Annotated in this window: 16 protein-coding genes; 4 read left to right on the forward strand and 12 right to left on the reverse strand. The window is 69.8% G+C overall.

What is annotated here, in order from left to right; genetic code table 11:
* Positions 1 to 96 precede the first annotated feature (96 nt).
* The 10 genes from ACIBEC_RS16625 to ACIBEC_RS16670 all read right to left on the reverse strand — a co-directional run bounded on the left by ACIBEC_RS16625 (position 97) and on the right by ACIBEC_RS16670 (position 7,291).
* Entirely contained in the window at positions 97 to 1,326 is a 1,230-nt protein-coding gene (locus ACIBEC_RS16625; RefSeq protein WP_360506969.1) for an acyl-CoA dehydrogenase family protein, read from the reverse strand.
* A gap of 3 nt (positions 1,327 to 1,329) precedes the next feature.
* The gene (locus ACIBEC_RS16630) at positions 1,330 to 2,358 is read right to left on the reverse strand and encodes a phosphotransferase family protein (RefSeq protein ID WP_360506966.1); all 1,029 of its coding nucleotides are present in this window, start codon (positions 2,356 to 2,358) and stop codon (positions 1,330 to 1,332) included.
* Positions 2,359 to 2,488: 130 nt separating this feature from the next.
* Entirely contained in the window at positions 2,489 to 2,728 is a 240-nt protein-coding gene (locus tag ACIBEC_RS16635) for a hypothetical protein (protein ID WP_360506963.1), read from the reverse strand.
* Between the two features lie 43 nt (positions 2,729 to 2,771).
* Complete coding sequence (locus ACIBEC_RS16640) at positions 2,772 to 3,344, reverse strand: hypothetical protein (protein WP_396287955.1); 573 nt, start codon at positions 3,342 to 3,344, stop codon at positions 2,772 to 2,774.
* Positions 3,345 to 3,355: 11 nt separating this feature from the next.
* On the reverse strand, positions 3,356 to 3,544 hold the full coding sequence (locus tag ACIBEC_RS16645) for a hypothetical protein (RefSeq protein ID WP_360506958.1): 189 nt from the start codon (positions 3,542 to 3,544) through the stop codon (positions 3,356 to 3,358).
* Between the two features lie 48 nt (positions 3,545 to 3,592).
* Positions 3,593 to 4,162, reverse strand: coding sequence for a hypothetical protein (locus ACIBEC_RS16650; protein ID WP_360506955.1), 570 nt, complete (start codon positions 4,160 to 4,162; stop codon positions 3,593 to 3,595).
* Positions 4,159 to 5,721 carry a hypothetical protein gene (locus ACIBEC_RS16655; RefSeq protein WP_360506953.1) on the reverse strand — a complete coding sequence of 521 codons (1,563 nt, stop codon included), beginning with the start codon at positions 5,719 to 5,721 and terminating at the stop codon, positions 4,159 to 4,161. The genes ACIBEC_RS16650 and ACIBEC_RS16655 overlap by 4 nt, the downstream gene beginning before the upstream one ends.
* A 75-nt stretch (positions 5,722 to 5,796) precedes the next feature.
* Positions 5,797 to 6,129 (reverse strand): WXG100 family type VII secretion target, encoded by a 333-nt coding sequence (locus tag ACIBEC_RS16660; protein ID WP_360506950.1) that lies wholly within the window; start codon positions 6,127 to 6,129, stop codon positions 5,797 to 5,799.
* Between the two features lie 124 nt (positions 6,130 to 6,253).
* Positions 6,254 to 6,463, reverse strand: coding sequence for a DUF397 domain-containing protein (locus tag ACIBEC_RS16665; protein WP_360506947.1), 210 nt, complete (start codon positions 6,461 to 6,463; stop codon positions 6,254 to 6,256).
* Between the two features lie 3 nt (positions 6,464 to 6,466).
* Complete coding sequence (locus ACIBEC_RS16670; RefSeq protein ID WP_360506944.1) at positions 6,467 to 7,291, reverse strand: helix-turn-helix transcriptional regulator; 825 nt, start codon at positions 7,289 to 7,291, stop codon at positions 6,467 to 6,469.
* 106 nt (positions 7,292 to 7,397) lie between these two features.
* Between ACIBEC_RS16670 and ACIBEC_RS16675 the strand changes: the two genes are divergently transcribed.
* The 3 genes from ACIBEC_RS16675 (at position 7,398) to ACIBEC_RS16685 (ending at position 9,336) form a co-directional block, all read left to right on the forward strand.
* Entirely contained in the window at positions 7,398 to 7,748 is a 351-nt protein-coding gene (locus tag ACIBEC_RS16675) for a hypothetical protein (RefSeq protein ID WP_360506941.1), read from the forward strand.
* Positions 7,745 to 7,957 (forward strand): hypothetical protein, encoded by a 213-nt coding sequence (locus tag ACIBEC_RS16680; protein WP_360506938.1) that lies wholly within the window; start codon positions 7,745 to 7,747, stop codon positions 7,955 to 7,957. Before ACIBEC_RS16675 ends, ACIBEC_RS16680 begins: the two co-directional genes overlap by 4 nt.
* Positions 7,958 to 8,124: 167 nt before the next feature.
* The gene (locus ACIBEC_RS16685) at positions 8,125 to 9,336 is read left to right on the forward strand and encodes a hypothetical protein (protein WP_396287963.1); all 1,212 of its coding nucleotides are present in this window, start codon (positions 8,125 to 8,127) and stop codon (positions 9,334 to 9,336) included.
* Between the two features lie 43 nt (positions 9,337 to 9,379).
* Here the strand turns inward: ACIBEC_RS16685 and ACIBEC_RS16690 are convergent, their stop codons facing one another.
* Complete coding sequence (locus ACIBEC_RS16690) at positions 9,380 to 11,410, reverse strand: transglycosylase domain-containing protein (protein ID WP_360503092.1); 2,031 nt, start codon at positions 11,408 to 11,410, stop codon at positions 9,380 to 9,382.
* A gap of 174 nt (positions 11,411 to 11,584) precedes the next feature.
* Here ACIBEC_RS16690 and ACIBEC_RS16695 point away from each other — a divergent pair, with 174 nt between their 5' ends.
* On the forward strand, positions 11,585 to 12,694 hold the full coding sequence (locus tag ACIBEC_RS16695; protein WP_360503089.1) for a hypothetical protein: 1,110 nt from the start codon (positions 11,585 to 11,587) through the stop codon (positions 12,692 to 12,694).
* 112 nt (positions 12,695 to 12,806) lie between these two features.
* Here ACIBEC_RS16695 and ACIBEC_RS16700 read toward each other — a convergent pair whose 3' ends face one another.
* Positions 12,807 to 13,706, reverse strand: a complete 900-nt coding sequence (locus ACIBEC_RS16700; RefSeq protein ID WP_360503087.1) for a Gfo/Idh/MocA family oxidoreductase — start codon at positions 13,704 to 13,706, stop codon at positions 12,807 to 12,809.
* Positions 13,707 to 13,782 lie beyond the last annotated feature (76 nt).

Genomic DNA, 13,782 nt, shown 5'->3' on the forward strand with positions numbered 1-13,782 from the left:
GCCCGAGCGCTTCGGCGAACTCGACCGCCTCCCGGAGGATCGGCTTCATGCGGGGGTGACCCGTGCCCGGGGCTGCCGGGCCGCCCCCTCCCCCGCCTAGCGGTACTTCTTCAGCTCCCGGCGGGCCAGCGAGCGCTTGTGCACCTCGTCCGGGCCGTCGGCGAGGCGCAGGGTGCGGTTGCCGGCCCAGAGCTGGGCGAGCGGGGTGTCCTGGCTGACGCCGGCGGCGCCGTGGGCCTGGACGGCCTTGTCCAGGATCCACTCGACGGTGCGCGGCGTGGCGATCTTGATCGCCTGGATCTCGGTGTGCGCGCCCCGGTTGCCGACGGTGTCCATCAGCCAGGCGGTCTTGAGGACGAGGAGCCGCAACTGCTCGATGCGCACGCGTGATTCGGCGATCCAGTCCTGGACCACGCCCTGCTCGGCGAGCGGCTTGCCGAAGGCCACCCGCTCGCTCGCCCGGCGGCACATCAGCTCCAGCGCCCGCTCGGCGATGCCGATGCCGCGCATGCAGTGGTGGATCCGACCCGGGCCGAGCCGGGCCTGGGCGATGGCGAAGCCCGAACCCTCCTCGCCGATCAGGTGGTCGGCCGGGACGCGGACGTCCTCGAACAACACCTCGGCGTGGCCGCCGTGGTCGGCGTCGTCGTAGCCGAAGACCGTCATGCCGCGCTTCACCGTCACGCCCGGGGTGTCGCGCGGGACGAGCACCATGCTCTGCTGGCGGTGCGGCTCGGCGGACAGGTCGGTCTTACCCATCACGATGAACAGCTTGCAGTCCGGGTTCATCGCGCCGGTGATGTACCACTTGCGGCCGTTGATCACGTACTCGTCGCCGTCCCGCTCGATCCGGGTGGCGATGTTGGTGGCGTCCGAGGAGGCCACCTCGGGCTCGGTCATCGCGAAGGCGGAGCGGATCTCGGCGTCCAGCAGCGGCCGCAGCCACCGCTCGCGCTGCGCGGCGCTGCCGAACTGGGCGAGCAGTTCCATGTTGCCGGTGTCGGGGGCCGCGCAGTTGAGCGCGGGTGGCGCCAACTGCGGGCTGCGGCCGGTGATCTCGGCGAGCGGGGCGTACTGCAGGTTGGTGAGGCCGGCGCCGCGCTCACCCGGCACGCCCTTCTGGTCGACGAAGAAGAGGTTCCACAGGCCCTGCTTGCGGGCCTCGCCCTGCAGCTCGGCCACGACCGGCGGGACGGCCCAGGGCGCGCGGGCCGGGTCGGCGAGCTGGGCGGCGAGGACGGCCTCGGCGGGGTAGACGTGCTCGTCCATGAAGGCGAGCAGCTGGGCCCGGAGTTCGTCGGTCCGGGCGTCGTAGGCGAAGTCCATCGGTCAGTTCTCCTTGAGGGTGCTCAGGCCGTGCCGGGCGAGGATCGGGGCCATCTCGCCCGCGCGCTCGAAACCCGCGCCGAGGGTGCGGCCCTGCTGGAAGCGGAAGTGGATGCCCTCGGCGACGGCGGCGAGCTTGAACGAGGCGAAGGCCACGTACCAGTCCAGGTCGGCGGCCTCGCGGCCGGTCGCCTCGGCATACCGGGAGACGATCTCGTCGGGCTTCGGGAAGCCGGGGGCGGTCATCGCGGAGGGGATGATGCCGCCGCCGACGCCGGCCAGCTCGGTGTACATCACCAGGAGGCCGATGTCGGTGAGCGGGTCGCCGAGGGTGGACATCTCCCAGTCCAGGACGGCGGCGATGGTGTCATCCTCATCGACCAGCACGTTGTCGAGCCGGTAGTCGCCGTGCACGAGGGCGGGCGCGGGCGAGACGGGCAGCCGCTCGGCGAGCAGGGCGTGCAGCCGGTCCATCTCGGGCAGCTCGCGACTGCGGGAGGCGGCGAGCTGCTTGGACCAGCGCCGCAGCTGGCGCTCCAGGTAGCCGTCCGGGTGGCCGAAGTCCTCCAGCCCCACCTGAGTCGGATCGATCCGGTGCAGGGCGGCCAGGGTGTCGACCAGCCTCCGCCCCAGCGCATGCACCCGCAGCTCCCCGAGAGCGGCCAACGGGGCGGCATCCCGGTGCGCCGTGCCGGTGACGTGCTCCATGAGGTACCAGGACGCGCCGAGGACGTCCTCGGTGTGGTCGATCAGCAGCATGCGCGGGACGGGCACCCCGGTGCCCCGCAGGGCCGACATCACCCGGTACTCGCGGCCCATGTCGTGCGCGGTGGCCAGCACGTGCCCGAGCGGTGGCCGCCGCAGTACCCAGCGGGAGGCCCCGTCGGAGAGGACGTACGTGAGGTTGGACCGGCCCCCCTCGATCAGGTCAGCCCGCAGCGGTCCCTGGACAGTCCCGGGCAGCTCACGGTCCAGGTGGACACGGAGACGCGCCAGGTCCAGGCCGGGCGGGTCGACGGGAGTCTCGGGCATCGGGCGGCTCCTCGGATCGGCAGGGATTGACTAAGCGCTTGCTTAGCATTCAACCGAGAGCTGCCCCTGTCAATGCCACAACCCCCGGGCCACCCGGCCCAGGGGGTCGTCCGCACGGGCGCGACGCGAATCAGAGGCCGCTTTCCGCAGCGTCCAAGGCATCCAGGGTGGCGGGGTCGAGGGCAGTGGCGGGCTCCGCGGAAAGGTGCTCACGCCAGGGCTTGATCTGCACTCGCACGGCGGCGAAGGTGAAGGCCCGACTCTCATCGGGGACGAGTTCTCCGCCACGCTCGTCGAGAAGGACCAGCGGCTCGAACGGATCCGGCGGGCCGGAAGACGAACTCCCGTCGTGTCCCTCAGCGTTGCCCACGCCTCCGCGAGCGGTCCATGTCAGCCCCTTCCCGTGGGGGCCCTCAGCTACGGTCGGTCGACTCCCTGCTGCGATCCACCACCAGCGCGTTGAGTTCGGCCTGCTTGCGCTCGTCCAGTGAGTCGAGGGCTTCGTCGGTCAGCTCGACAACGGGGGTTGGGGACAGGTGCATGCGCCAGTTGCCGCGGGGCACCATGATCAAGATGAAGTCGATGAAGCCGTTGGCGATGGAGAACCCGGCGCCACCGCGTTCGAAGAGGCGGAGCAGGGGCTCGAACGGGTCTGGCAGCGGCGGCAGTTGCACCCCGGGCGCGCTGGTCAGGGCCACCCACTGGACGGCGGCTGCGCCGCCGTCCATGGCGTACGACGAGCCGCAGGCGTCGTCGATGAAGTCCTCGATGTCCGCGATCACCGCGGGGTCCGCACGAATGGCGGGGTTCACGATCTCCGCAAGGTCGAAGAAGGGCCACCGCCGAGGCTCTCCGTAGGCGTCAAGCCAGAGCGCGGCTCGACGGAAGTACTCCTCCATCAGTGCGGCGCGGGAGTAGGCCTTTTCATAGGCCTCACCGGGTGACTTCCAGTTGATGGCCTTGAGGCGATCGACCATCGACTGCACAGCGTCGGAACTCACTTGAGGTCGTAACCTTTCGCGCGGAGATGAGGCTTGATCGCGTCGACCAGGACATCGAGATTCGAAAGGTCTCCGGCGATCGGGATGGGCGGAACCTCGATTCGACCATCAACCCGGGGGCGGAAGGCCGCATGCGCGTTGTGGCCCGCCATGTCGCTCCACGCGATGGCGGTCAGACGGTCCACTACCGAATCAGCGGGATCATTCACACGCCCCCGCCCGCGAAGAGTCGTTCACTCTGCAACGGTCGGGTTTCGGGGGCGGAGGCGGGCCCAGCCTTCCGCGTCGACTGCGTCAAGGGCTCTGTCGTCCAACTCGACAACGGGGGTCGGGGACAGATGCTTTCGCCAGTTGCCGCGCGGCACCATGATCATGCCGAAGTCGATGAAGCCGTTGGCGAAGGAGAAGGCGACACCGCCGCGCTCGAAAAGACGGAGCAGGGGTTCAAAGGGGTCGGGCAGCAAAGGAAGGCTCAGCCCGGGGGTGTCGCGCAGGGCGGCCCACTGGATGGCAGCCATCGAGGATTCGACGGCGTACCCCGAGTTGGAGGCGTCGTCGACGAAGTTCTCGACATCCGCGACCAACGCCGGGTCGGCCCGCACAGCCGGTGCCACAATGGCCGCAAGATCGAAGAACGGCCACTCGTCGGTGTCCCCGAACGCGTTGAGCCAGAGTGCGGCTCGACGGAGGTACTCCTCCATGAGTGCTGCGCGAGAGAAGGACTTCTCGTGCGCCTCCCTGTAGGCCGCCCATTGGATGCCCTTGAGGCGCTCGGCCATGTACTGAACGGCGGTTGTGCTCACTTCAGGTCATATCCTCTCTCGCGAAGTTGGGATTTGATGGCGTCGACCACGATATCAAGATTCGAGAGGTCGTCGGCGACTGGTGTCGTGGGCGCTTTGAGGCCGAAGATCTCCCAGTGGGCGAGAGACCCGTCCGCCGATATCTCTCCGGGGTGAAAGCTCTTTGGCGCCAGACTGTGCGCGCCGAAGTGTTCGGGGTGGGGGATCGGCTTGTCGCCCACCCAGGCGTCCGGGTGACTGGAGAGGTAAGGGAGGCCGGCTTCGAAAAGCTTTGCCTCGACATACTCATGGGCGATGGTGCCACGCAAGGCGGGAATGCTCCCGGGTTTGATGAATCCACCCACGGCGGCATTCCACGGGGTGGAAATCTCTGCAACCGGTGAGAAATGGACGTCCTTTAGAACGTTGCCTTCGCCCGGCCCCACCTGGACATCGTGGCGGTTGATCATGAGGTTGTCCTTGGCGACCTGGACGATTCGGGGATCGACACCGGTCTCCTTGGCGACCTCGATCACATCGTCCGTCCTGGTGCGGTAATCCTCATAGCGCTCCACGGCTAGCCGGTCCGGCGAGTTTTCCGGAGGGGACGCATAACGAGAGCCGGAGTCCGATATCCAGGGCTCCGGTGGGGCGCCCTTCGTGTCGGACCAGCCGTTCGCCTCTGCCCCGGTGAATCCGGGGCGGCGCTTCGGAGTGCTGCTCCCGGGTGCGGCGGCGCCGCCGACGGCGCCGAGGACGAGGTCCAGCGGCATGACCGGGCCGGTCTTGAAGGCGGTGTCGTAGCCGTAGGTGAGGCCGGCGCCGGTGACCATGCGGCCCGGGAGGGTATCGGCGGCGTTGGCGACCTTGGCCAGGCCGGCGAGGGCGACGGAGGCGCTCTCCGCGCGCTCGGCGGCGTTGGCGACCACGCGCCCGCCGGCGCCGAGACCGGCACCGGCGCCGCCCATGATGCCGCCGGTCTTCTCGGCATCGACGGCCTCCTTGAGGCTGTAGCCGCCGTCGTCGTAGAACTCGACGCGGATGGGCTGGGCGACGGCGACGTCCACGACGATCGCTTCGACGGCACCGAACACGACGCCGGTGAGGACGGTGGCGGCGATCATGGCGATGGTCTCGGAGACGGCTACGCCGAGGCCGGCGGCGGTGGCGACGATGCCCGCGGCAGCGGTGACCGCGACGCCTTCGGAGATTCCGACGGTGAAGAAGGCGAGAGCGGTGCCGGCGACCAGGGTCGCGCCGACGATCGCGGCCTCCTCCTCCAGCTTCTTGATCGCCTTGTCGACCTCGTGGGCGAAGTCGCGCAGGGCTTTGGCCAGGCTGCGGCAGGCGTCGGCGGTGTCGGGGAGCCAGCCCTTGCCCTTGCCCGCGCTGTCCTGGCCCCCGTAGTACTGGCTCCAGAATTTGCCGAAGGCGTCGATCGCCGGGCCGTGGTTGTTGGCGACGATCGCGGCCGCGGCCTGGTTGGTGGGCGCGGTGACGTTGTCGATGACGGTGGCCATCGCCTCCCACGCGTCGGCGACCTTGCGGAGCTTGTCAGGATCGGCGTCGGGCCACCACATCCCGGTGAGCTTGCGGACGGCCTTCGCCGCCGTGGACTCACCCTCCCGCCGCCCCCGTCCGGAAGGAGGCGGCGATCATGGCGTCATGTTCTTCCGCGCGTGGTTGTCGGCGCCGGTGTGGTTGTCGGCATGGACGACCAGACCGTCGTGGATGCTGGTGAGCCCCTTGACCAGGACGTCGAGCGCGGAGAGCACCTTGTCGTGCGGGCCGTTGTAGGCCTGGGCGAACTCGTTGCCCTGCTTGTCGCCGCCCCACGGGCTGCCGGCCTCGGTGAGGCTCTGCTTGAGCTTGTCGAGGGCTTCCTTGAGCGCCTTGCTCTGGTTCTCGAACGTCGGCGCGGCGTCCTTCAGGTCCCCCGGCCGGATCTTGAACTCCGGCCCGCCGGCTTTCGCCCCGTCATCCACCATGGCGTTTCCCCCACGCGCTCGTCGACCTCGATCACTCCCGTGACAAGATCGACGAACGACGCGACAAGGTTTCAGCCTGATCGCGTGATACCGGTCACGTTCGTGACGAGGCGTTCGGCGGCGGTCAGTTGCCGCCGAACTCGCCTGCGGCAGCGGCGGCAACGAAGGATCGCCATGCATCGATCGGGAAGGCGAGCACAGGCCCTTCCGGGCACTTCGAGTCGCGGACAGGAACGACGCCGGAGAAGTCGGGCGAGACCTCGACGCAGGACCCGCCGTTGCCGGAGTGCGACGACTTGAACCAGGAAGCGCGGGACAGGTCTGGCCGGATCATGGGTCAAAGTTCCTCTCGGGCCTTGCGGATCAGGTCAAGGGAAGCAGCTCTGGTCAGCGCTTCCACCTGCAACCGATGGTAGGCCGTTTCCCACTCCCTGACAGTCTTGTCTTCCCGCACGACAAAGCCGTGATCCGCAGATTCCGTGTAGCCGACCACCGAACGGTCGGCAAACGTCAGCAATGTGACGAACGCGCGGAACGGGGCATGCTCGGCCATGGCGAACGGAGCCACCTGAAAGATCACATGGGGCTTCATCACCATCTCGACCAGGTGATCGAGCTGGGAACGCATGGTCGCAGCGCCGCCCACCGGGCGCCGGATGCAACTCTCGTCTATCACTGCATGGATGACCGGCGGCTTGGCACGCTTGAGAAGCCCCTGCCGCTTCATGAGGAACTTCACTCGCTCCTCGGCCTGGTCAGGCGTACTACTCCCCCGCTGTACTGCCGCCGCCTCGATCGCGGATGCGTAGGCCTTGGTCTGGAAGAGCCCGGGGACGAGGTTCGGTTCGTAAATCCTGATCTCGGACGCCCGGGCCTCCTGCGCGGCATGCTCGGGGAAGCCCTCCAAGAACCCCTTGCGCCTCATCCCCAGCCACATCAGCTCCAGCGTCTGGCCCGTCCCGAGCGCCTTGTCGGCCGCCCTGACAAAGGCTCGGCTGGTGGATTTGCGGCCTGTTTCCACCGCCGAGATGTAGCTGTCCGAGTAGCCCATGGCTGCGGCCAGGTCTTGCTGGGTCCAGCCCAGTGCCTCGCGCGAGCTGCGAAGCAGGGCGCCGAAGGACTCTCGCGGGGATGACGTTGGATCAAGCTCTCTGCGGTTCAAGGCTCACACCCGATTCCACTTGAGACGCAGGCAAGTTGAACGATTGCCAAGCTTAGCCGACAGTGGGCACACCTGGTAGTCGAGTTACTACGGAGAGGAGTGGACGATGGCCAGTCCCACGTCCTGCAACAACCCCACCCCGCCCTTCCGGGTCGTGATGTACCTGGCGCGGAGCGGTTCCGGCTTCCCCGAGCACGAGTTGAGCGTGTGTGAGGCCTACGCCGGGGCCTTCAACTGGGGCATCGACCTGATCGTGGTGGACGACGAGGTGAACCGGAAGGGGCCGGAGCACCGGCCCATGCTCCGGGCCGCCTTGCAGCGGGTCCTCGACAGGCAGGCCGGCGCGATCCTCGTCCCCCACAAGGCCGCGATCTCGCCGATCGAGGGCGAGTTCGACGACTTCTCCAAGCGTGTGGAGAAGGCCTCCGGGTTCATCCAGGTGGCGACGCGGCGATGACCGACGGCCCCACCACCCCCACGGAGCTCGAGATCCGCGTGATCGACTCCCGGAGCCCGCACTTCTTCACCCTGGAGTGCTGGGCCCTCTGGGACCAGGTTCGCAACGACTACGTCCGCGTTCCCGGCTCCTCGGACCGGATCCGGCGCTTCTACACTCTCGCGGCTGCCGAGGCGTTCCAGCGGAGTCTCGGACACCGTCCAACGTAGGCCCGCCGCTTGGTGGTTCACCTCGGCAGGCGCAACCTTTCCCGCCCTCTCACACGTCGATCAAGATGTTCTAATGATCGAACTCTAGGGCGATTTTCGGAGGTACGGTGCGGCTTGCTCGTGGCGCGACCGGTCTGCTGGCGGTGGGGGTCGTTTCGGCTCTCGTCCTGACCACGGGATGCTCCGACACCAGGAGCAGACCCACCGCCACCGGCACCACCCCCTCGAGCCCCCCACCCACCACCCCGAGTGGGGCCCCCTCCGACACCCCCGCCCCCACCCCGACCCCGGTGCCGACCTGGGACGGCCAGGTCAAGGTGCTGGGTGACGGCTCCACCTCCGACACCGGGCCGCAGCCCAAGCAGCCCGTGCCCGAGAAGCTGAAGCCCGGTGAGAAGCCGCCGCAGTTCGTCGTCTTCTCCTGGGACGGGGCTCTGGAGGGCGACGACCACCAGTTTTCCCACTTCCGCAAGCTGGGCCTGGAGAACAACGCCCAGATGACGTTCTTCCTGAGCGGCATCTACACCCTGCCCAAGTCGAAGCGCACGCTCTACCACCCGCCGCAGCACGACGCCGGCGCCACCGCCATCGACTTCGCCACCGACGGCCATCTCAAGGACACGCTGGAGCAGCTGCGCCTGGCCTGGCAGGACGGCAACGAGATCGGCACGCACTTCAACGGGCACTTCTGCGGCCCCAAGAGCGGTGGCGGCGGGGACTGGTCCACCGACGAGTGGAAGAGCGAGCTCGACCAGGCGGTCTCCTTCGTCACCAACTGGAAGACCAACACCGGCTACAAGGACCTCCCGCCGCTCCCCTTCGACTACACCAAGGAGCTGGTCGGCGGACGTGCCCCCTGCCTGGAGGGCCAGAAGAACCTGCTCCCGGCGGAGAAGGCGGCGGGCTTCCGCTACGACGCCAGCTCGCCCGGCGAGTTCCAGGTCTGGCCCGTCAAGAAGGAGGGCATCTGGAACTTCCCCCTCCAGATGCTGCCCTACCCGGGCACGTCGGCCCAGGTCCTCTCGATGGACTTCAACTTCCTCGCCAACCAGTCCGGGAACACCACCAAGGGCGACCCGAAGAAGTACGACGAGTGGGAGAAGAACACCCGGGACGGCTACCTGGCCGGCTTCGAGCGGGTCTACAACGGCAGCCGGGCGCCGCTCTTCATCGGCAACCACTTCGAGGACTGGAACGGCAGCATCTACATGCAGGCCATCGAGGACGTGATGAAGGGCGTCTGCAAGCGCGAGGAGGTGCGCTGCGTCTCCTTCCGCCAGGTCGCCGACTGGCTGGACGCCCAGGACCCCAAGGTGCTCGACAAACTGCGCCAACTCGACCCCGGGCAGCCGGCCGACTGGTCCCGCCTGGTGAAGTGACCGGCCCCGTGCGGCTGCGGAGCCCGCAGCCGCACGGCCCGGCCTACCGCCCGCCCGCCGGCCCGCCCGCCGCCTTCATGTACGAGGTCCAGATCCGCGCGGGCAGCGCCGAGTCGGGGGTTTCCGGCGCCGCCCCGCCCAGTCCCTCCAGCGAGAGCAGCTTCATGTCCCGCAGGTCCGCCCGGAACACGGTGACCGCCGTCGACAGCTGCCCGTTGTAGCCGACGATCCACCCCGCCGTCCGGTCCGCCGTCGTGCCGGGCTTCGCGGCCAGGTCCGGGCCGACCTCCGCCGCCGGCGCGGCACTCCCGCCGCGGACGGCGCCCTTGAGCGCGGCGTCCACCTCGCCCGCCACCGCCGCCGGCAGTGCCCGCGCGGCGGCCGGCAGGCGCAGCGCGAGCGGCGCGCCGTTGCGGGTGATCCGGAGCACCGAGTACGGGTCCGTCCGGTTCCCGCCGGCGGCGAAGGCGGTGTACGCGTCCGCCGTCCTGATGGCGCTGGGGGTGGAGTTGCCGGCCGCGAAGGCCGGTACCAGTTCGCCCATGCTGCCGGGGAGCAGGCCGAGGTCGGCGGCGGTCTTCTGGACCCGGTCCAGGCCGATGTCCATGCCGAGTTGCATCATCGGCCCGTTGACGGACTGCTCCACGGCACTTCTCAGACTCACCGGGCCCCAGTCGCGCTTGCCGTCGTTGGCGGTCTTCACGATCTTGCCGTCGCGTCCCCAGTACGGCCCCTCCGGGGTCATCACGTTCACCCCGTTGTCCCCGTTGTAGGTGGTGGTGGGCGTGATCGGGGTGCGATTGCCGCCGCGTCCGCGCTGGACGCCCTGGCTGAGCCCGGTGGCGTACACGACCGGGGTGAAGGCCGAACCGATCGGCACCGTCGAGGTGTTGGCGTTGTTGAAGCCCTGTTTCAGGTAGTTCGGGCCGCCGTAGAGCGCGACGATCCTCCCGTCGAGGCCGACCGAGGCGGCACCGACCTTCAGGGCTTTGTCGGCCTCGCGATTGTCGGGGTCGATCCCCTTGGTCGCTTCCTGCACCGCGACGGCCAGCGCGTCGACCCTGGGCTTCTCGAAGGTGGTGAAGATCTGGTGGCCGCCGAGGTCCAGCTGGGCCGGCGTGATGTCGCTGTGGCTCTCCACGTAGGACCGGGCCGTGTCGACGAGGTACCCGACCTGGCCGCCCAGGCCCGCCGACTTCGGCTGGGCTTTGGGCTCGGGGAACACCGTGTACCGGGCGCGTTCGGCGCGGGACAGCTTTCCGACCTCGACCTCCCGGTCCAGGATCCAGGACCACCGTTCCTCGGCCCTCTTCCGGTTCTCCGCGCCGAGCGCCGGGTCGTACTGCCCCGCGCCCTTCAACAGGGCGGCCAGGAAGGCGCCTTCGCTGGGGTCGAGCTGCGAGACGTCCTTGCCGTAGTACGCCGCGGCGGCGCGTTCGATGCCGTAGCTGCCGCGGCCGAACCAGCTGCTGTTCAGGTAGCCGGCCAGGATGTCGTTCTTGCTCATCCGGTCGTCCAGCTTGATCGCGATGACGGCCTCTCTGAGCTTGCGCGCGTAGTCCTGGTGCTGGTTCAGGTAGATGTTCTTGACGTACTGCTGGGTGATGGTCGAGCCGCCCTGGGTGTCGCCGCCCGAGAGCATCGACCAGAACGCGCGGCCGATACCCTTGACCGAGATCCCGGGATCCGAGTAGAAGGTCTCGTTCTCTGCGGCCAGCACCGCCCACCGCACCGACTCCGGCACCTGTTCCAACGGCACCTCCTGCCGGTTGGTCTCGCCGATGCGGGCCATCTCGGTGCCGTCCGCCCAGAAGTAGACGTTGTTCTGCTGGGTGGCGAAGGAGTTCAGGTCGTCCGGCACCTTCGTGGTCGCGAAGAACCAGGCCAGCCACCCCGTCAGCGGCAAGGCCCCCACCCCGGCCACCAGGAGCAGCTGCCGCCAGGACGGGAGCCAGCGGCGGACCCCGCGCCGCCGCTGGCGCGGATAGTCGAGCCACCGCAACGGCCGCCGTCGCCGGCGTCGCCGCCGTCCGGGCTTCTCCTCCTCGGCCCCGCCACCTCGCTGTGGACGCACAGTCCGCTCTCCGCTTCGCTCATCCGACGGCCCTCTCGAACAGTTAGACGAGATGAGGGCGGCATTCCGGCGGCGGGGAAAGGATGTGATCGTCGTCATACCGCGCGCGACGGCGCGTCGGAACCGGACCGGGCCTCCGCCGCAACCGCTCCGGCCGACCGTCAGAATGGCGCCATGAGGTTGATCCACACCGTGATCGGTGCGCTGCTGCTCCTGCTCGTCGTCGGCAGCATCCTGCGCACGCTGGTCGTCCCGCGCGGGCTCTACTCGTCCCTGGTGAACCGGCTCTGGGCGGTGCTGCGGGGCGTGCTGCGGCTCTCCGCCACGCCGTTCGGCGGTTACCGCGCACAGGACCGGGCGCTCACCTGGCTCGCGCCGCTGGTCCTGCTGGGGATGCTCGGGCTGTGGCTCAGCGGGATGATGGTCGCCTACACGCTGCTGCTGCACGGCACTTCCGACCTCGACTGGTCGACCTCGATCCGCGAGGCCGGCTCCAGCCTCTTCACCCTCGGCTACGCCAGCGGCGAGCGGCTGCAGCTGTCCGCGATCGACTTCATGGCCGCCGCCAGCGGCCCGCTGGTGGTCGCCCTGCAGATCGCCTACCTGCCGACCCTCTACGCCGCCTACCAGCGGCGCGAGACCGAGGTGACCCTGCTGCAGTCCCGGGCCGGCGAACCCGCCTGGGGCCCCGAGCTGCTGGCCCGCCAGTCCCTCGTCGACACCGAGAACGCGCTCCCCCAGCTCTACCGGGACTGGGAGCGCCTCGCCGCCGACATCGGCGAGAGCCACTCCAACTACCCGGTGCTGCTCTCCTTCCGCTCCCCGCAGCCGAACCGCAGCTGGGTGGTCGGCCTGATCGCCGTGATGGACGCCGCCGCGCTGCACCTCGCCCTGTGCCCGCGCACGGCGCCCGCCGAGGCCCGGCTGGTGATCCGCGCCGGGTTCACCGCGATGCGCGACATCGCCCGCGCGCTGCGGATCCCCTTCGACCCGGACCCGGACCCGGAGGTCCCGATCCGGCTGACCTACGCCGAGTACCTGGGCGCCGTCGCGATGATCATGGCGGCCGGCTTCCGCCGCGAACGCCCGGTCGAGGACGCCTGGGCGCACTTCCACGGCTGGCGCGTCAACTACGAGGCCGTCGCGTACGAACTGGCCCGCCGCAGCGACGCCGTCCCCGCGCTCTGGACCGGCCCGCGCGACTTCCGCGCGGCCGTCATCCCCCCGGCCCGGCCCACCGACCGCCGCCCGTCCGGGTCCCCGCCGGCCCTGCCGCCGGCCTGACCGGCCCGACACGCCCGGCGCACGAACGACACCCGAACGAAGGACGCACGAACGACCGACGCCGGGCGGGGCACCGAAGCGCCCCCCCCGGCGTCACCGAGTCCGCGAGGCCTCAGACCTGCACCGGTCCGCCGACGGCCAGCGAGCGCTCGGCCGCGGCGAGGATCTCCACCACCCGCAGCCCGAAGTCCGCCCCGCACGGATGCGGCTCGCCGGAGGCTGCCGCGGACTGCAGGGCGTCCAGCGCCCGGTGCAGCGCGGCGAGCGGACCCTCACCGTGCTCCGGCAGGTGTGCCACGCCGTGCTCGCCGCGCAGCTCCAGGCCCGTCCCGCCCGCCGCGACCGGCGCCGTCAGACTGAGCGCGAGCGTGCTGGATGCGCCGCCGGCGTGCCGCAGCACCAGGTGCACGGTGTCCAGCGGGCCCGCCACCGCCGTCACCTGCCTTGCGTCGCCGAGCACCGGCAGCAGTACGGACAGCGCGTGCGGGCCGACGTCCCACAGCGAGCCCTTCTCCTTGCGCCACGGCGAGGCCGCGTACGGGCTGGAGCTGCCCGGCGCGAACACCGAGCCGAGCCAGTCCGAGCGGCCGGTGTACCAGCCGCCCAACGCCGCCTGCTCCTCGAGCCACGGGATCTGCGGGCCGCCGAAGCGCACCGTGAAGAACACCACCGAGGCGACCTTGTGCGCGCGGACGGCCTCGGCCACGGCCTCGGCGTCCGGCACGGTCAACGCGACCGGCTTGTCCAGCAGCAGGTGGCAGCCGGCCTCGGCGGCCCGCACCGCGAGGCCCGCCTGCACCGACGGGGGCAGCGCGATGGAGACCGCGTCCACGTCGGCCAGCAGCCGGTCGAGGTCGGCGTACCCGGGCACACCGTGCGCCGCGCCCAGGGTTTCGGCCGCCTCCGGGCGGCGGCCCCAGACACCGGCGAACTCCAGCCCGGGATGCTCCGCCAGCACGGGCGCATGCACCCGCTCCGCCCAGGGGCCGGTGCCCAGCAGTCCGATCCGCACGATGTCTCCGTTCCTCGGTGGTGCTGAAAAACTCAGCCCTGCACGCGGGCGTCAGCCCTGCGCGTGGGCGTCCAGC

This window comes from Kitasatospora sp. NPDC051164 (genome assembly GCF_044455625.1).
GTDB lineage: Bacteria > Actinomycetota > Actinomycetes > Streptomycetales > Streptomycetaceae > Kitasatospora.

Coding starts and splice junctions, on each gene's coding strand:
- ACIBEC_RS16625 (WP_360506969.1), bottom strand. CDS start 1,326: ATGGACTTCGCCTACGACGCCCGGACCGACGAACTCCGGGCCCAGCTG.
- ACIBEC_RS16675 (WP_360506941.1), top strand. CDS start 7,398: ATGGCCAGTCCCACGTCCTGCAACAACCCCACCCCGCCCTTCCGGGTC.
- ACIBEC_RS16695 (WP_360503089.1), top strand. CDS start 11,585: ATGAGGTTGATCCACACCGTGATCGGTGCGCTGCTGCTCCTGCTCGTC.
- ACIBEC_RS16630 (WP_360506966.1), bottom strand. CDS start 2,358: ATGCCCGAGACTCCCGTCGACCCGCCCGGCCTGGACCTGGCGCGTCTC.
- ACIBEC_RS16655 (WP_360506953.1), bottom strand. CDS start 5,721: ATGTGGTGGCCCGACGCCGATCCTGACAAGCTCCGCAAGGTCGCCGAC.
- ACIBEC_RS16660 (WP_360506950.1), bottom strand. CDS start 6,129: ATGGTGGATGACGGGGCGAAAGCCGGCGGGCCGGAGTTCAAGATCCGG.
- ACIBEC_RS16680 (WP_360506938.1), top strand. CDS start 7,745: ATGACCGACGGCCCCACCACCCCCACGGAGCTCGAGATCCGCGTGATC.
- ACIBEC_RS16665 (WP_360506947.1), bottom strand. CDS start 6,463: ATGATCCGGCCAGACCTGTCCCGCGCTTCCTGGTTCAAGTCGTCGCAC.